14 protein-coding genes and 1 tRNA gene are annotated in these 16,574 nt (G+C 62.4%); 6 read left to right on the forward strand and 9 right to left on the reverse strand.

The window, feature by feature from the left end; all coding sequences use genetic code 11:
• Window positions 1-27: 27 nt before the first annotated feature.
• Window positions 28-103 (reverse strand) — tRNA-Trp (locus V1277_RS01725).
• Window positions 104-251: 148 nt separating this feature from the next.
• Here V1277_RS01725 and V1277_RS01730 point away from each other — a divergent pair.
• Window positions 252-1,475, forward strand: a complete 1,224-nt coding sequence (locus tag V1277_RS01730) for a serine hydrolase domain-containing protein (protein WP_334414764.1) — start codon at window positions 252-254, stop codon at window positions 1,473-1,475.
• A 65-nt stretch (window positions 1,476-1,540) separates the two neighbouring features.
• Here V1277_RS01730 and V1277_RS01735 read toward each other — a convergent pair whose 3' ends face one another.
• Window positions 1,541-2,308: an SDR family NAD(P)-dependent oxidoreductase gene (locus V1277_RS01735; RefSeq protein ID WP_028349077.1), complete on the reverse strand. Its 768-nt coding sequence runs from the start codon at window positions 2,306-2,308 to the stop codon at window positions 1,541-1,543.
• 89 nt (window positions 2,309-2,397) lie between these two features.
• Window positions 2,398-3,108, reverse strand: a complete 711-nt coding sequence (locus tag V1277_RS01740) for a histidine phosphatase family protein (RefSeq protein WP_334414765.1) — start codon at window positions 3,106-3,108, stop codon at window positions 2,398-2,400.
• Between the two features lie 138 nt (window positions 3,109-3,246).
• Here V1277_RS01740 and V1277_RS01745 point away from each other — a divergent pair, with 138 nt between their 5' ends.
• Complete coding sequence (locus V1277_RS01745) at window positions 3,247-4,032, forward strand: SDR family NAD(P)-dependent oxidoreductase (protein WP_334414766.1); 786 nt, start codon at window positions 3,247-3,249, stop codon at window positions 4,030-4,032.
• 219 nt (window positions 4,033-4,251) lie between these two features.
• On the opposite strand, the gene V1277_RS01750 is transcribed toward V1277_RS01745, so the two are convergent.
• From V1277_RS01750 to V1277_RS01760, 3 genes are read right to left on the reverse strand one after another with little or no spacing between them, the layout of a single operon-like run.
• On the reverse strand, window positions 4,252-5,163 hold the full coding sequence (locus tag V1277_RS01750; protein ID WP_334414767.1) for a DMT family transporter: 912 nt from the start codon (window positions 5,161-5,163) through the stop codon (window positions 4,252-4,254).
• Between the two features lie 18 nt (window positions 5,164-5,181).
• Complete coding sequence (locus tag V1277_RS01755; RefSeq protein WP_334414768.1) at window positions 5,182-6,240, reverse strand: phosphotransferase family protein; 1,059 nt, start codon at window positions 6,238-6,240, stop codon at window positions 5,182-5,184.
• Between the two features lie 57 nt (window positions 6,241-6,297).
• A complete protein-coding gene (locus V1277_RS01760; protein WP_334414769.1) occupies window positions 6,298-7,530 on the reverse strand; it encodes an acyl-CoA dehydrogenase family protein in 1,233 nt (410 codons plus the stop codon).
• Window positions 7,531-7,857: 327 nt separating this feature from the next.
• Between V1277_RS01760 and V1277_RS01765 the strand changes: the two genes are divergently transcribed.
• The gene (locus tag V1277_RS01765; protein ID WP_334414770.1) at window positions 7,858-8,550 is read left to right on the forward strand and encodes a TetR/AcrR family transcriptional regulator; all 693 of its coding nucleotides are present in this window, start codon (window positions 7,858-7,860) and stop codon (window positions 8,548-8,550) included.
• A gap of 1,000 nt (window positions 8,551-9,550) precedes the next feature.
• On the opposite strand, the gene V1277_RS01770 is transcribed toward V1277_RS01765, so the two are convergent.
• On the reverse strand, window positions 9,551-10,861 hold the full coding sequence (locus V1277_RS01770; RefSeq protein ID WP_334414771.1) for a CAP domain-containing protein: 1,311 nt from the start codon (window positions 10,859-10,861) through the stop codon (window positions 9,551-9,553).
• A gap of 505 nt (window positions 10,862-11,366) precedes the next feature.
• Here V1277_RS01770 and V1277_RS01775 point away from each other — a divergent pair.
• Entirely contained in the window at window positions 11,367-11,693 is a 327-nt protein-coding gene (locus tag V1277_RS01775) for a hypothetical protein (protein WP_334414772.1), read from the forward strand.
• A gap of 141 nt (window positions 11,694-11,834) precedes the next feature.
• Here the strand turns inward: V1277_RS01775 and V1277_RS01780 are convergent, their stop codons facing one another.
• On the reverse strand, window positions 11,835-13,061 hold the full coding sequence (locus tag V1277_RS01780) for a CaiB/BaiF CoA transferase family protein (RefSeq protein ID WP_334414773.1): 1,227 nt from the start codon (window positions 13,059-13,061) through the stop codon (window positions 11,835-11,837).
• A gap of 234 nt (window positions 13,062-13,295) precedes the next feature.
• Between V1277_RS01780 and V1277_RS01785 the strand changes: the two genes are divergently transcribed.
• Both V1277_RS01785 and V1277_RS01790 read left to right on the forward strand, forming a co-directional pair.
• Window positions 13,296-13,553 carry a type II toxin-antitoxin system Phd/YefM family antitoxin gene (locus V1277_RS01785; RefSeq protein WP_334374565.1) on the forward strand — a complete coding sequence of 86 codons (258 nt, stop codon included), beginning with the start codon at window positions 13,296-13,298 and terminating at the stop codon, window positions 13,551-13,553.
• Complete coding sequence (locus V1277_RS01790; protein WP_334414774.1) at window positions 13,550-13,933, forward strand: type II toxin-antitoxin system VapC family toxin; 384 nt, start codon at window positions 13,550-13,552, stop codon at window positions 13,931-13,933. The genes V1277_RS01785 and V1277_RS01790 overlap by 4 nt, the downstream gene beginning before the upstream one ends.
• 111 nt (window positions 13,934-14,044) lie before the next feature.
• Here V1277_RS01790 and V1277_RS01795 read toward each other — a convergent pair whose 3' ends face one another.
• Window positions 14,045-16,417, reverse strand: coding sequence for an ABC transporter substrate-binding protein (locus tag V1277_RS01795; RefSeq protein WP_334374563.1), 2,373 nt, complete (start codon window positions 16,415-16,417; stop codon window positions 14,045-14,047).
• Window positions 16,418-16,574: the final 157 nt, after the last annotated feature.

The raw sequence follows: 16,574 nt of genomic DNA on the forward strand, positions 1-16,574 counted from the left end.
AAAATCAGCGTAAGTATTTGATTTAGCTGGCAGGAGTGGCAGGGCTCGAACCTGCGACCCCCGGTTTTGGAGACCGGTGCTCTACCAATTGAGCTACACTCCTGCAGGGAACCGCCGCATGCGTCGGTTCGTGCCGTTTCAAGCATAGGGCATGCCCCGATTGCAAGGGCGAAGCGGCTTACCGCCCTACCCAAAGCAAGCCTTCTGCGCCAGACTTGGTCACCACAACAACAAGCGCAACGGGAGAGACCATGAACGCGCAGACCGCCGCCCGGCAAACGTCCGCCCCCCAGACCCTTTCGCTCCCGCAGGCCAAGCCGGAAACCATAGGCCTCTCGAGCGTCCGCCTGCAGCGGATGTCGGACGCTTTCAAGCGCGAGGTCGACAAGGGAACCCTGCCCGGCGCCACCGTGATGGTGGCGCGGCGCGGCCAGATCGGCTGGTTCGATGCGATCGGCCGCCAGAGCCCGGCAGCCAGCGCGCCGATGGCGCATGACAGCATCTTCCGTATCTTCTCGATGACCAAGCCGATCGTCTCGGTCGGCATCATGATGCTGGTCGAGGACGGCCACTTCATCCTTGGCGATCCCGTCGCCAAATTCATTCCGGAATTTGCCGACCAGAAGGTCGGTGTCGAGAACAACGGCAAGCTCGGGCTGGTGCCGGCGAAGCGGCAGATGACGGTTCAGGACCTGCTGCGGCATACGTCCGGCCTGACCTACGATCACACCGGTAACGGCCTCGTCCAGCAGCTCTATCAGCAATCGCGGCTGCGCAGCCGCAAGATCACCAACGCCGAGCACGCCACCATGATCGCCGGCATGCCGCTGATCTGCCAGCCCGGCGCGGAATGGAACTACAGCCGTTCGACCGACGTGCTCGGCCGCATCATCGAAGTCGTCTCCGGTAAGTCGCTCGGCGCGTTCCTGACCGAACGCATCCTGGCGCCGCTGCAGATGACCGAGACTGCTTTCCATACCTCAGAAGCCAACGCCGGCCGCCTCGCCGAACCGTTCGCGAATGATCCGTGGAACGGCGACAAGGTGCAGCTCTTCAACATGCTGGAGAAGCCCGCGATGGAATCCGGCGGCGGCGGGCTGGTCTCGACCACCATGGACTATGCGCGGTTCTGCCAGATGCTGCTTAACGGCGGCGCGCTCGACGGCAACAGGATCATCGGCCGCAAGACGCTGGAATTGATGGCATCGGATCATCTCGCCCCAGGCGTGAAGGTGGACTCGCCGCTGATGCCGCCCGGTCATGGTTTTGGCCTCGGCTTCGCGGTCCGCACCCACAGAGGCATCGCGCCGTTCCCAGGATCGCTCGGCCAGTTCTTCTGGAGCGGCATGGCCGGCACGTTCTTCTTCATCGACCCCGCGGAAGGCCTGTTCACGGTCTTCATGATGCAGGGCCCCGGCCAGCGCGAATACATCCGCAACATGCTGCGGGATTTGGTCTACGCGGCGGTGGAGTGATTTCTCGTGGCCCCGGCTCTGCGGAGCAGCGTTTCACGCTGCACCGCGTCCGGGACACGGCGAGATCAACTGATCGTCGCGCCGCCGTCGATGACGATGGTCTGCCCGGTCATGAAGTCGCCGGCCTTCGATCCCATCAGCACCGCAGCGCCCGCGATTTCGTCCGGCACGCCGATGCGGAGCAGCGGCGAGCGCGCGGTGGAGGCCTTGAGCGTCTCCGGATTGTCCCACAGCGCCTTGGCGAAATCGGTCTTGATCAGGCCGGGCGCGATGCAGTTCACGCGGATATTGTGCTTGCCGTATTCGCAGGCCAGATTGCGCGCGAGTTGCATGTCGGCCGCCTTCGAGATCGCGTAGGCGCCGAGCACGGTCGAGCCCTTCAACCCGCCGATCGAGGAGACGATGATGATCGAGCCGTCCTTGCGCTCGATCATCTGCGGCACCACCATGTTGATCAGCCAATTGTTGGCGACGATGTTGTTGTCCAGGATCTTGCGGAACTGTTCATCGGAGATGCCGCCGAGCGGGCCGTAATAGGGATTGGACGCGGCGTTGCAAACCAGCACGTCGATCTTGCCGAAGGCGCGGTTGGACTCGTCGACGAGGTTTTGCAGGTTTTCCTTGCTGGAGATGTTCGCAGCGATCGCGACCGCGGTCCCCTTGCCGAACTTGTCGTTGATTTCCTTGGTGACCTGGTCGCAAACATCCTGCTTGCGCGAGGAGATCACGACCTTCGCGCCGTGCTCGGCCATCCGCTCGGCGATGGCGCGGCCGATGCCGCGCGTCGAGCCGGTGATGACGGCGACTTTCCCGGTCATATCGAACAAGCTCATGTCTCTCTCCCGATGTTGATCCAGCGCGATGCCGGTTTCGTCTTGAATTCGAACTAAGCAGCCTTTGCGATCCTCGACAACTTCAAGCGTCACGCGAGTTTCGTCGACGGCGGCTCGACTTCCGGCCCGGCCGGCTGATGCATCGCGTTGTGCGAGGCATCCGCGATCCATGGCTGCTGGTTGACCATCGGCAGCCGCCAACGGCTGTGACTGGCGCTGGAGAGGTGATCGAGCCGCGTCACCGAGCAATTGTCGATATCGAAGGCCATGCCCTTATCGGGATGGCCGCCGAGTGCATGACCGATGGCGGCTCTGATCGTGCCGCCATGGGCGACGACGATCACGTCCCTGCCCGCCTGTTCGGCATTGATGCGTTCGATAGCACCGCTGACGCGGTTGTAGAGGTCCATAAAACTCTCACCGCCAGGCGGGACCTCGTCGATTTCCGCAAACCAGTGACTGCCGAGCGGACGGCTGGCGAGGAACGCCACGCGATTCAGGCCCTGCCACTCACCGAGATGCTGCTCGGCGAATGCGTTTACGTGCGGCATTTCCGAAGGCTTCGGAAAGCCGGCGGCCCAGATCGCATACGCGGTCTGGTGCGTGCGCTTCAGATTGCTTGCATACCAGACTGCGTTGCGCGGCAGGATTTTTCCCACCGCCTCGAACACGATGCGATCGCTGCAATCGCAGCCCAGATCCGCCTGCCCGTAGATGCAGCCGCCGTCCTCTCGAACCGGTGCATGCCGCACCCACCACCATCGCGTCGTCACCGTCGTCGGTTTGCCTGCATTGGACATCGCGAAAGCCCTTCAATATCGTTCGTTGTCGCTGTACGTCAGAGCACTCGTCGTCTCAAGTGACTTCACGTTTGAAATTCTGTTTGAATTCCGCAAGGCGGCAGGCGCCGACCGCATAACATCACAAGGGAGAAGCTCATGGGCCGCCTCGAAGGCAAATCCGTCGTAATCACAGGTGCTGGCAGCGGCATCGGGCGCGCCGCGTCGCTGCTGTTCTCCAGGGAAGGCGCGAAGCTCGTCATCGTCGACCGCACCGAGGGCGTGAAGGAAACCGCCAAGCTCGTCAGCGGTGGCGGCGGCACCGTCGAGGCTGTGATGGCGGATGCCGGTTCGGAAGCCGATGTGAAGGCGTTCATCGACAAGGCGGTTTCGAAATACGGCCGGCTCGATGCGATCTGGGCCAATGCCGGCGTCAGCGGCGGGCTGGTGCCGCTGGCCGAGCAGACCGTCGAACACTGGCAGGAAGTTTTGCGCATCAATCTGATCGGCCCGTTCCTCGCGATCAAGCATTCGATGCCGCACATGATCCGGCAGCAGTCCGGCTCGATCGTCTGCACCGCTTCCGTTGCAGGGCTTAAGGCCGGCGCCAGCGGTCATCCCTATGGCGCGAGCAAGGCCGGCGTCATCAGCCTGGTGCAGACCACCGCCTATTCGCTGTCCGGCACCGGCGTGCGCATCAACGCGGTCTGCCCCGGTCTGATCGAGACCGGCATGACCAAGCCGGTGTTCGACCGTGCCAAGGAGCGCGGCACCTCCGACAAGATCGGCCAGCTCAATCCGCTGAAGCGCGCCGGCCAGCCGCACGAACTCGCCGCGATGGGCCTGTTCCTCGCCAGCGACGACGCCTCCTACGTCAACGGTCAGGCAATCCCGGTCGACGGCGGCCTCACCGCGTCGATGCCGTATACCGGCAAGCCGATTTAGCGACACTCCCGTGCCCCGGACGCAGCGCATCGCCACAAGCGCGTTCACGCGCGTCTTCGACGCGCTATGGCGGTGCGCTGCTGAGCCGGGGCTTATCGCTTGCACGGGAGGGGAATCTGGGTCCCGGCTCTGCGGAGCAGCGTTACACGCTGCGCCGCGTCCGGGACACGAGGCTGATCTTCTACGGTGATCGCGCAACGAGGTTCCTTTCAAATCCCCTCACAACCCATCGGGCGGCAGGCCCGATGACTCCGCCGCCAGAGCGCGGTGGCGGATGCGCTCGCGGTAGAAGGCGTAGAGGCCTGACAACACGATGATCGAGGCGCCCAGTACCATCATCGCGTCGGGCACGTCGCCGAACACGAGGTAGCCGAGCAGCATCGCCCATAGCAGCGCGGAGTAGCGGAACGGCGCCACCGCCGAGATATCGCCGGAGCGCAGCGCCGAGATGATGCATTGATAGCCGATCAGCAGCAGCACTGCGGCCAGCGCCTGCAGGCCAAGGGCGCTCGCCGATGGCGGCGTCCAGCCGCCGAGCGGAACGAGGATAGCGCCGCCGGCCGCCGTCACCGTGACGGTCGTCAGCAAGGTGATGAACAGCGAGGGAATCTTCGCCGGGATTTTCCGCGTTGCGAGATCGCGCAGCGCGCAGAACGACACCGATACCAGCGCGAACAGCGAGTACTCGCTGAAGCCCGCCAACCCCGGCCGCACGATGATGAGTACGCCGACGAAGCCTGCGACAATTGCCGACCAGCGCCGCCAGCCGACAGGCTCACCGAAGATCACAGCGGCGCCGAGCGTGATCGCCAGCGGCAGCGCCTGGAAGATCGCCGAGGTGTTGGCGAGCGGCAGATGCACGAGCGCCGCCATGAACGAGATCGTGCCGCCGATCTCGCCGAATACCCTGAGCGCCACCGGTTTGAGCATCAGCGTGCGCAGCGGACGCAGCGCGCCCTGATAGTACGCGAACGCCGCGACCAGCAGAATCGCGAACAGCCCGCGCACCAGCATCACCTGGGCGAAGTTCATCTCTGACGACACCACCTTGGTGATGGAGTCGTTCATGGTGAACGCCGCCATGGACACCGCCATGAGCAGGCTGCCGCGAATATTCGGTGAGAGTGCCAAGTCGGTTAGTCGCGCTGATTAAGTCGCGCCGGCCTTCTGAGCGTATTCCCAGGAAGACTTCGACAGCGGCACGGTGCGCGCCGCCGACTCCAGCGCCTTGGCGTTTGCCGCGGTGCCGTCGCGGATCCGTCCGGCGATACCCTGCGTGATGCCAGCGAGGCGGAACATGTTGTAGGCGAAGTACCAGTTGAGGTCGGGCACTTCCATGCCGGTGACGTCGCAGTAGATCTGCGCGGCCTCTTCCAGGCTCGGAATGTTCAGCGCCTTGAGATCGGCTTTTTCCAAGCCCGGCATGGTCCATTGCATCAACAGATAGGTGAAGTCGGCCATGGGATCGCCGAGCGTCGACAGCTCCCAGTCCAGCACCGCCTGCACCCGCGGTTCCGTTGCATGGAAAATCATGTTGTCGAGGCGGTAGTCGCCGTGGACGATCGAGACGCGCTTCTGCTCAGGCACCGTGCGCGGCAGCCATTCGGCCACCTTTTCAAATTCCGGAATGTGCTGGGTTTCCGAGGCGCGGTATTGCTTGGTCCAGCGGTCGATCTGGCGCGCGAAATAATTGCCCGGCTTGCCGAAATCGCCAAGCCCGATCTGCTCCGGATTGAAGACGTGGAGTTTCGCTAGCGTCTCGATCTTGCTGGTGAAGATTTTGCGCCTGTTGTCCGGCGTCTGGCTCGGCAGCGTCGGGTCCCAAAACACCCGGCCATCTTCCATCGACATGATGTAGAAGGCGGCCCCGATCACGGCGTCGTCGGTGCACAGCGCGTAGGCTTTTGCCACCGGAAAGCCCTGCTTGCCGAGTGCTGCAATGACGCGGAACTCGCGGTCGACCGCATGCGCCGACGGCAGCAATTTGCCGAACGGCTTTCGGCGCATCACGTAGGATCGGGCCGGTGTTTCGAGCTTGTAGGTCGGGTTGGACTGGCCGCCCTTGAACTGCAGGACCTTTAGCGGCCCCTGGTAGCCCTCGACATGCTCGCGCATCCAGCCGTCGAGGCTCGCCTCATCGATGCGATGGCGCTCCTCGACTTCCTTGGTGCCCGAGAACTCTTCGTCTTTCCTGACGCCGTCCGCCACGATGACGCTCCCTTGGATTCTTCTTAGACTTTGGGGAGCGCCATCGATGGCCTCCCGTTAGTGCGTAGCGTTTGCATACTTCCGAAGTTCAAGTCTGGCAATGGCGCGGTTATGCACCTCGTCCGGACCGTCCGCCAGCCGCAGCGTGCGCACGTGCGCGTAGTCCACCGCCAGTCCGGCGTCATCGGAGACGCCGCCGCCGCCGAACGCCTGGATCGCGTTGTCGATGATCTTCAACGCCATGTTCGGCGCCGCCACCTTGATCATGGCGATCTCGAGTTGCGCGGTCTTGTTGCCAACCTTGTCCATCATGTCGGCGGCCTTGAGGCACAGCAAGCGGTTCATCTCGATGTCGATGCGGGCTTCCGCGATGCGCTGCTCCCAGACCGAATGCTCGATGATCTTCTTGCCGAACGCGGTGCGCGACGACAGCCGGCGCACCATCTTCTCCAGCGCCTCCTCGGCCTTACCGATGGTGCGCATGCAGTGATGGATGCGGCCCGGACCGAGACGGCCCTGCGCGATCTCAAAGCCCCTGCCCTCGCCGAGCAGGATGTTCTCCCTGGGAACGCGGACGTTTTCGAGCAGCACCTGGGCGTGGCCGTGCGGCGCATCGTCGAAGCCGAACACCGGCAACATTTTTTCCACCTTGATGCCGGGCGTGTCGAGCGGAACGATGATCTGCGACTGCTGCTGGTGACGCGCCGCGTTCAGATCGGTCTTGCCCATCAGGATCGCGACCTTGCAACGGGGATCGCCGACGCCGGACGACCACCATTTGCGGCCGTTGATGACGTAATGATCGCCGTCCTTTTCGATGCGGGTTTCGATGTTGGTGGCATCCGACGATGCAACCGCCGGCTCGGTCATCAGGAAGGCGGAGCGGATTTCGCCGTCCATCAGGGGACGCAGCCATTTGCGCTTCTGCTCCTTGGTGGCATAGCGCATGAACACTTCCATGTTGCCGGTATCGGGCGCGGAGCAATTGAACACTTCGGAGGCCCAACTGATGCGGCCCATCTCCTCGGAGAGCGGCGCGTATTCCAGATTGGTCAATCCCGCGCCACGGAATTCATCATCCTCATGCGAGGACGGCGGCATGAACATGTTCCAGAGACCTTCGGCGCGCGCCTTCTTCTTCAGATCTTCCAGGATCGGAATCACCTTCCAGCGTTCACCTTGCGCGTCCTGCTGCTTGTAGATCGGCACCGCGGGACGGACATGCGTGTTCATGAACGCGCGAACGCGGTTCAGCCATTCCTTTTGCCTGTCTGACATATCGAAATTCATGGGACGCTCCTCGGCTCTCGGCTTCTGAAATCGCTTGGCCGCACTGTCTGCCCACCACTCACGGCCGGCAAGCCGTTTTGCGAACCTGACAGTCCGGTCGGCTGGAGATGCGACACGTTCGCAAACGGTGTTGACATTTCCAGCCCTTCAAACGATAGTTTCATACAACTGTTTGAATTGCAACTCCCTCGCTGGCCGTCATTCCGGGGCGACGCGCCAGCGTCGAACTATGGTGCGCAGTTGCGCACCTGGGAATCTGGAGATTGTGGCGCGAGATTCCGGGTTCGCGCTGCGCGCGCCCCGGAATGACGGAAAGAGGCTGTAGCCATGTCGAGCGATCGGACCCGGTCTGCCATTCTCGCCGCCGCTGAGCGGCTGTACGCCGACCGCGGCTTCGGCGACGTGACGTTGCGCGACATCGTCGCGGAAGCGAACGTCAATCTTGCCGCGGTGAATTATCATTTCGGTTCCAAGGATGAATTGATTGCGGAACTGTTCGTCACCCGCAGCCTCGCGACCAACCGCGAGCGGCTCAACGAGTTGAAGCTTGCGGAGGAAAGAGGCGGCGGCCGCGCGCCGATCGACGCCATTTTGCACGCGCTGGTAGGCCCCACCCTGCGCGGCTGCCTCGGCCCGGACCGCGAAGGTTCGACCGCAGCGCGCTTCATGATCCGCGCATCCATTGAATCGGTCCCGCCGATCCGCCGCATCAAGAACCGCGAGGTCGATCATCTGCGGAAATTCATCGCCGCAATGCGCCGCTCGCTGCCCGGCCGCGACGACGCCGAGCTCTATTGGGGATTGCATTTCGCGCTGGCGATGTCGCATCACACCATCCGGGAAAAAGAGCGGCTGTCCAGATTGTCGGAAGGACAATGCGACCTCAACGACGTCGATGCCATCGTCGACCGCGTGGTTTCGGTCTCCGTGATGGCGCTGACCGGCGGCGAGACGCCGGCGAAGAAGCCACCCGTTCGATCGGCGATGCCGCAAGGAAGGCTGACGCGGCAGGATTTGTGAGCTGATCGTCCTGATGCAGTCGATCGCTAAACGTTGCGCCAATTGCACGCTGCCGCCGGAATTAATCGCTTCAAGCCCGTCATTGCGAGCGCAGCGAAGCAATCCATCCTTCCGCGCATGAGGTGACAATGGATTGCTTCGCTGCGCTCGCAATGACGCGGAAATAGCGACGCAACACTCGATCGTCATCCCCCGCGTAGGCGGGGATCCAGTACGCCGCGGCCTATCGGTTTAATCACTGGCGTCTCTGGAATACTGGATCACCCGCCTTCGCGGGTGACGACAGTTGAGTATGCGATTGCGATCTCGCGACATGAACTGCCCGAGGTTTGCCTAAGAATCTTCCGCCCTCTCCATTCAGAGGGCGCAGGGAAGACCGGGTGCGCGCCGCACCCGCGGTCTCGTGTGCAGTTGCGCATAGCAAAAGCGCACACGAGCATACAGGTACAGCGGGAGCATCCCGGCCTTCCCTGCGCAATGGCTTTACGGCTTACTTCGTGCTCTTCCCGGAGAACGGCTCTTTTGCCTCCGTCGCTCCACGAGATAACCCGTGAAACTTAACGCCAGCACCGCGGCGCCCGAACCACACGACTTCGCCGTACGCTTCCGGCGCGTACGTCCAGCGCGCCATCCGCGTCCATCGCATCTCACCGCACGTTCGTGACGATGGCCAACGCCCCTCATCTGCCGTGAGACGGGCGGAGTTATGCCGGTGATTTGCGTGAGAAGTTAAGCGGAATATTTTTGATTCCGGGGCTTGACGCGATTTCGGAAAATCAGAATCGATTTGCCCGTCGTGCCAGTTTGTCGCACGCTGCTGCATGAAATCATACTTGCACGCGAGGCAAATCAGTTCGCAGCCCGTAGGGTGGGCAAAGCAAAAGCGTGCCCACCGTCAAGCAGCGCGCTCGATGATAGGGTGTGGTGGGCACGTCGCTAACGCTCCTTTGCCCACCCTACACGACTAACGCGCTGTTGCACGCAAGCCGGCCGTTCCGGATCAGACGATCAGGAAATCCTGAGAGGTAAGCGCCAGCTTGGTCTGAAGCTCCGCGAACTGGACTGCGGCCGCCGAGCCTGTTCCGTCCGGATCGTAGCTGAGCGCGCCGGTGTCACTGTTGTAGATAATCCGGTCGGTCGAATCATGGGCGGCTGCGCCGGCATAGAATGCCGAAGAGGACATCGTGCCGTTCCATCCGAACGCCGTGAATACCGCATTGTCCAGCCGGATCGTATCGTCCACGGTCGAGAAGTCCGTGATCTTGTCGATGTTGGAAGCGCCGAGACTCGTATCGAAGACGAAGCTGTCCTGGTTCGCGCCGCCAGTCAGGACATCGCGGCCGGCTCCGCCATAGAGACGATCGTTTCCGTCGCCGCCGAGCAGCGTGTCGTCTCCCGTGCTGCCGTACAGGTAGTCTCTCCCGGTGCCGCCCTCGAGCCGGTCATTGCCGCTCTGCCCATAGAGCCGGTCGTCACCACCGAGGCCCTGGATCGTGTCGGCGCCGGCCGTACCATTGAGAGTCTCGCTTGACGCCGTGCCGGCGATCACGTTCGACGCGGGTGGAGGTGGTTCGGAAGGCGGCGGCTGAGAGCCGCCGCTTGTGGCCGGATCGATCAGGTCGAGCTTGACGTTCTGGCTGCCGATCGTCGTCTGCATGCTGGTGGTTTGAATGCCCGCACCTGAGAACGTGACCGTGTAGGTTGCGGGCGGCAGCGCGAGATCATAGCCGCCGGAACCGTATGTGGTCGTGGTGTAGGTTGCGCCGGTGCTGCTCACGGCGGTCAACGTCAGACCTCCGAGCTGCTCGCCCACATCGTAGAAGCGGTCGCCATCCTTGTCGTCGAACGCTACGCCGGTGAGATACACGCTCGAACCGGACTTCGCGAAATCTTCGGTGACGAACGCGCTATCGCGGCCACCGTAATCACCTGTCTCGAAGCCAAGCCCGACTTCGCGATAATTGGCATTGAGGATGTTGGCCCGATGGCCGGACGAATTCATCAGATTTGTGTGCAGCAGGAGCACTTCGTCCTGCAGGCCGGTGGGCGATCGGGTGGTTGCCCATGCGATGTTCTCGCCCCAGCTCCAGGAACCGGTGAACGCATAGCCCGCGGCTGTCATGCGCTGACCCGCGGTCGATCCGCCTGAGCCTGTATGCGAGAACGTGTCTGTTCCGATCATCCATTGGCTGTGGCCTTCACTGGCCTCGTTGAGATCGCCATCGAAGGCAAGCGGCTGAGCGCCCACCTTGGCTCGCTCGGCATTAATCAGTTCAAGCAAATACTGCTCATAGGTACTCGGCTGCGCCATGACGATGTCCTCGCAGGGTGATGACTGATGACGATGTGCTGAAGGACCATTCGCGATCGATCAGATCGCTGCTATTGGCCGACTGTGATCAGTCGTTGACCCAATCGTGACCATTTATGGGAATGGTCGTGCGCGATTGAGCAACCTTCGGGTTCCAATCATCTTGATCAGTTGAGGTTGCGCAGATGCGGGGGATAGCGACGCACACTCGACTGTCATCCCCGCCAACGGGTCGCGCGAATGCGCGCCCGATGACAGGCTCCGGCGGGGATCCAGTACGCCGCGGCTTCTCGGTTCAATCATTGACGTCTCTGGGATACTGGGTCACCCGCCTTCGCGGGTGACGACAACTGAATATGAGGCGACATTCTCGCGACGCACCTGCGCGCGCGAGGTGAAGCTAGCGCACCTCGAATGGCTCGGAACGCTGGGGCTCGCTCGGCAGTTGTAGTGTCGAGGCAAGTGGACGCCTCACTACTGGCGAAGATCACCGAGAGGAACGCCGATGCCAACCCAGCCGACCATCGCCCGCATCTGGCGCGGCCGCACGCGGCCCGAAATTGCGGACAGCTACGAAGCCTATATCAAAGCCGAAGGAATCCCACCGCTGGAGAAGACCGCGCTTGGGGTCCAGCTATTTCGCGAAGATCGCGAGCATGAGAGCTGGTTCACGACCATCTCCTATTGGCCCGACTTCGAGTCGATGACCGCCTTCACCAAGGGCGAACCGACCAAGGTTCACCATCTCGACCGCGATCCCGAGTTTCTGATCGAGCTGCCGGAATTCATCCAGATCCATCGGATCCTGATCAATCGACAGGGCCTGCGCTGAATCCGACGCAAGTAAGCCTCTCCCAATCGTCATTCCGGGGCGTGCGAAGCACGAGCCCGGAATCTATTTCGCCCCCAAATGTGCGGCCGGATGGATTCCGGGTTCGCGCCAAGAGGCGCGCCCCGGAATGACGAAGAGAGATCAGACGATCTTCTTCTCCTTCAGCGCTTCCACCTTCGCTTCGTCGTAGCCGATCGTCGCCAGCACGTCCTTGGTATCCGCGCCGAGCAGCGGCGGGGCGCGATAGTCCTTCACCGGGGTGCCGGAGAATGTGATCGCGTTGCGGATCAGCGACAGGTCGGACTGCAGCGGATGGTTGACCTTGACCTGCATGCCGCGCGAGCGGACATGCGGATCGGAAAACACCTGCGAGAAATCGTTGATGGGACCCGAGGGGACGCCGGCCTTCTCCAGCTCTTCCAGCCAGTAGGCAACGGGCTTCTTCAAAAACATCCCGGCGAAGATCGCCATGATCTTCTTGCCGTGGACGACGCGGTCGTTGTTCTTGACGAAGCGCGGATCGGTGGCGAGTTCGGGCGCGCCGAGCACGGCGCAGGTGCGCTGGAACTGGCCGTCATTGCCGACCACCAGCATCAATTCGCCGTCGGTGCAGCGGAACACGCCGGCCGGCATGCCGCCATTGCCCCAGGTGCCGCGCCGCGGCGGGGTCTGGCCGTTGACGAGAAAGATCTGCGCGTAATGCGACAGCGCGGCGATCACGGTGTCGAACAGGCAGACGTCGACATGCTGCCCCTCCCCGCCATTGACCTTGCGGTGATAGAGCGCGGCCAGAATGCCGATCGATGAGTTCATGCCGGTCATGTAGTCGACAATCGAGGGGCCGACCTTCATCGGACCGGCGCCGGGCTCGCCGTCGATGTGGCCGGTGACGCTCATCAAGCCGCCCATTGCCTGCAGGATCGCGTCGTAACCGGCACGCGGCGCGTAAGGGCCGGTCTGGCCGAAGCCGGTCACCGAGCAATAGATGATGCCGGGATTGATCGCCTTGATCGATTCGTAATCGAGCCTGTAGCGCTTGAGATCGCCGACCTTGTAATTCTCCATCATCACGTCGCAGCTCTTGGCGAGCTCGCGAATGATCTCCTGGCCCTCCGGGGCCGCGATATTGACGGTGAGGGATTTCTTGTTGCGGTTGGCGCAGAGGTAGAACGAGTTGTTGTTGTTCTGCTTGCCCTCGGGATCCCTGAGGTAGGGCGGGCCGAAGGCGCGCGCGTCGTCGCCGCCGCCGGGACGTTCGATCTTGATCACCTCGGCGCCGAGATCGGCCAGCATCTGCGCCGACAGGGGACCAGCGAGCACCCGCGTCAGGTCGAGAATTTTGATGCCCGATAGTGGCAGAGCCGACATGAACTTCCTCCGAAATTTTTGGCGTGGTGGCGCGGGAACGGGTCCGGCGCTTTGATGCTTGCCGATACACTATTTTGTGCGGCTGAGCCCTGCATTGTCGGCATGTAGGTATCCATCGCTGGGAGCACCGACGAGCGCTCCGATCGATTGCGCTCCTTCTCGCACGCAACAATTGAATTGGACCATTAGTTGGTCTATTCTTCTCAAGCCACCGATAATCGAACAAGGCACCTCATGCGCATCCCCGTCTCCGAAGCCAAAGGACAATTGACCGAACTGGTGCGACGCGCCGAAGCCGGCGACGAAGTCATCCTGACCCGTCATGGCCTGCCGGCCGTGCGTCTGGTTCCGATCGCGGCAGCGCCGGACCGGAAGGCGCGTCGCGCCTTGCTTGAAGCCGTGCGCGCCAGCGGCGCGACAAAGGCGGCGGCCGGACCCGGCGCTGCCAGGAGTCAAGATTTCCTATACGGCGATGACGGCCTGCCCGGATGATCGCCGTCGATACGTCCGCTCTGATGGCGGTCGTGCTCGGTGAAGCCGAGGCCGACGCCTGCATCGCCGCGCTGGAAACAGAAGACGAGATATTGATCTCGGCGGTAACCATCGCCGAAGCATTGATTGTCGCAGACCGCCGAAACGTCGGCGACGAGATGGGAAGCCTGATTGACGGGCTTGGCCTCAACACCATTGCCGTTTCGCTGGCCTCGGCACGAAGGGCCGCGCAGGCCTATGCACGATGGGGAAAAGGCGTTCACGCCGCCGGCCTCAACCTCGGCGACTGCTTCGCCTATGAGGTCGCGAAACAGCATCGCTGCCCCCTGCTCTTTGTCGGGAGCGATTTCGCGAAAACGGACATCAAGGGTGTTCTGTGAACCGGACGATCCCGGTCGCCCAACCTCACCGCTAGCCTAACAGCGAAACGGGCGGCCCTATGGAAGGAGCCGCCCGCTGCGATTGTCGAATCGTTATTTGCCGATCGCTGATTACCTGTTCGCGCCGGCCTTGGCGCGGCTGGCACGCCACTCCAGGAATTCGCGGTACAGGGGGTCGCGCTCCTGCGGGGAAAATGCGGCGGCGGCTGGCGCGGCAACCGGCGCCGGCACGGCACCCGATGCTGCCGATACGGCCGCGCCCGGAGGCATGTTGCGATCGAGCCATTCCTGCGCCGCCTTGAAGCGGGTCCAGCCGGACACCGTCGCCCGCGGCGCCATTTCCTTCCACTTCGGATGGAACGGCGGACGCTGCAACTGCGCGACCTTGTCGAACATCGTATCCACCAGCAGCGACAGGCGGCGGTAGCGATCGCTGTTCGGCGCCCAGTTATACGACGCCAGCACCGCCTCTGCCGCAACCGTCTCGACGTAGCCGCCATCCGGCACAAGGCCCGGGTAGTCCGCCGAAGAAAGCTTGGAAGGCAGATATTCCTCCTGCAGCGTCTTGGCGTAATCGACCGGGACCAGATGCAGGTTGCGATCGTTGACCTGGTTCAGCCATTGCAACGGCTTGCCTTCGATCGCCACGATCGCGTCGACCTCACCCTTGCGCAGCATGTCCACCGCCAGTCGCGGCTCCTGGTAGATCAGATGCGGCCTGATCCCGAGCCGCTCGAACACGTTGATCGCGGTCACGAAGGTCGAACTGTCAGGCAAATCGACCACCACGGTCTTGCCGTCGAGTTCCCGCATGTTGGTGATCGTCCTCGGCGCGAGGACGTGCATTTCCTCGTTGAACATCTTGGCCACGTAGACGAACTGGTTGCGGATGTCCTTGGCGAAGTCCTTGCGGTCGAGATAGGCGAGCGTGTCCTTGCGCACGATGCCGGCGTCGACGCCCCGCAGCAGCAGAATGTCCGCCACCGCCTGCACCGATCCGCGGCCCATGACCGGCAGAATCCGCAGCGCCGTGCCGTTGTCGAGCACGGAGGCGAGATCGGCGCCCACCTGCGCATAGGTGGAGCCGAACGAGCCCGTCATCAGGCTCACGGTATTGGCGTTGAGCTGGTTGGCCAGATCGCGCTTGGTGGCGGTACCGTACTTGAAGATCGTCTTGAACGAATCAGAGACCGCGCCCGGATCGATGCCGCTTCGCACCGGACCGAAGTGCTGCCAATTGCCATTGGTAAAGCGCATCATCCGCATCTGCTCGATCGGCGCATGGTCGGACGGGCTGGTATTGATCTGGATGCCCTGCACCATCATGGGAAGCTGGATACCCTTGATCGCGCGGGCCTGCTTCATGATGTTTTCGCGCGAGAGATCGTCGCCGCAGTTCTTCAGCACCTCGACCGTCAACTTGCTGACGAGGTAGCCGAGCACGGCCTGGCCGTTGGCCTTGCTCACGCTCGGGACATAGCGCTGCATGAAGGCGCTCCATTCGCGGAACGCCGCGTCACCGGCCGCCGCCGCGTCTTCGCCCTCCAACCTGTATGCCGCCGACAATATGCCTTCCGCATTTTGCGGGCCCGCCGGCTGAATCACGGCCGAGTACGAATTGGCGATCGATGCCACGAAATGGTTCGGCCTCCAGCCGAGTTCGACGCTTCGCCGGATCGCCATGATGGCGAATTTCGGCGTGGTGAACTCAATGAAGACGTCGGCGTTGGACGCCTTCAGCTTCGCCATCTGCGCATCGATATTGGTGTCGGTGACCTTGTAGGGAGCCTCGGCCACGATCGCGACCTTGCCGCCCAGGCCGTCCTTCAGGCCTTTCAGGTATTCCTTGCCCATACCATCCTCCTGATAGAGGACGGCGATCCGGCTGCGGGGATGGTTCTCCAGGATATACTGCGCAAAGATTTGCGCTTCAGCCGTGTAGGTCGGCAGGAAGCCGATGGTCCAGGGAAACTCGCGCGGCTGGTCCCAGGCCGCCGCGCCCGACAAGGCAAAAAGCTGCGGGACTTTTTTCGAGTTCAGATAGGGCTGGATCGCCGCGTTCGTGTTCGTACCGATGGTCCCCAAGGTGAGGAGAACCTGGTCGTCCTCGACGAGCTTGCGGGTCATTTCCATGGTTTTGTTGGGGTCGTAGGCGTCGTCATAGGTGATCATATTGACCTTGCGGCCATTGATGCCACCCTCGGCGTTGACCTTGTCCAGATAGGCCGAGATGACCTTGGCGATGACGCCGTAGGCGGAAGCCGGACCGGTATAGGGAGCGGTGTTGCCGATCCGGATTTCATTGCTGCCCGGAGGCGCCGCGTACGCCTGATCGCTCATCATCGAGCCGGCCATCGCGGCCAGCACCAGCGCCGCTGCCGCATTGCGCCGAGGGATGATGTTGAGCCGGCGCATGGCGTCGCAGGCCGAAGCCCAGGACAATTGTTCCATTCGCCAGCGAGTGATGCCGATCGTAGCTCCCATTACAGTCCCCCTGTGAGCCCATACTCTGCAAAATAATAATCGCGTGATGCGAGCGGGCACCGTTTCAACCCTACTCGCCGACATTGTGTCTCAATCGGATTGATTTTGTGGCGAGTCCAGGCGTTCCGTAAGGCATGGTTACCGAGCGCGTATTTTC

It is taken from the genome of Bradyrhizobium sp. AZCC 1588, from assembly GCF_036924735.1.
GTDB lineage: Bacteria > Pseudomonadota > Alphaproteobacteria > Rhizobiales > Xanthobacteraceae > Bradyrhizobium.

Coding starts and splice junctions, on each gene's coding strand:
- V1277_RS01740 (WP_334414765.1), bottom strand. CDS start 3,108: ATGTCCAATGCAGGCAAACCGACGACGGTGACGACGCGATGGTGGTGG.
- V1277_RS01795 (WP_334374563.1), bottom strand. CDS start 16,417: ATGGGAGCTACGATCGGCATCACTCGCTGGCGAATGGAACAATTGTCC.
- V1277_RS01730 (WP_334414764.1), top strand. CDS start 252: ATGAACGCGCAGACCGCCGCCCGGCAAACGTCCGCCCCCCAGACCCTT.
- V1277_RS01780 (WP_334414773.1), bottom strand. CDS start 13,061: ATGTCGGCTCTGCCACTATCGGGCATCAAAATTCTCGACCTGACGCGG.
- V1277_RS01745 (WP_334414766.1), top strand. CDS start 3,247: ATGGGCCGCCTCGAAGGCAAATCCGTCGTAATCACAGGTGCTGGCAGC.
- V1277_RS01770 (WP_334414771.1), bottom strand. CDS start 10,861: ATGGCGCAGCCGAGTACCTATGAGCAGTATTTGCTTGAACTGATTAAT.
- V1277_RS01785 (WP_334374565.1), top strand. CDS start 13,296: ATGCGCATCCCCGTCTCCGAAGCCAAAGGACAATTGACCGAACTGGTG.
- V1277_RS01735 (WP_028349077.1), bottom strand. CDS start 2,308: ATGAGCTTGTTCGATATGACCGGGAAAGTCGCCGTCATCACCGGCTCG.
- V1277_RS01765 (WP_334414770.1), top strand. CDS start 7,858: ATGTCGAGCGATCGGACCCGGTCTGCCATTCTCGCCGCCGCTGAGCGG.
- V1277_RS01760 (WP_334414769.1), bottom strand. CDS start 7,530: ATGAATTTCGATATGTCAGACAGGCAAAAGGAATGGCTGAACCGCGTT.
- V1277_RS01775 (WP_334414772.1), top strand. CDS start 11,367: ATGCCAACCCAGCCGACCATCGCCCGCATCTGGCGCGGCCGCACGCGG.
- V1277_RS01790 (WP_334414774.1), top strand. CDS start 13,550: ATGATCGCCGTCGATACGTCCGCTCTGATGGCGGTCGTGCTCGGTGAA.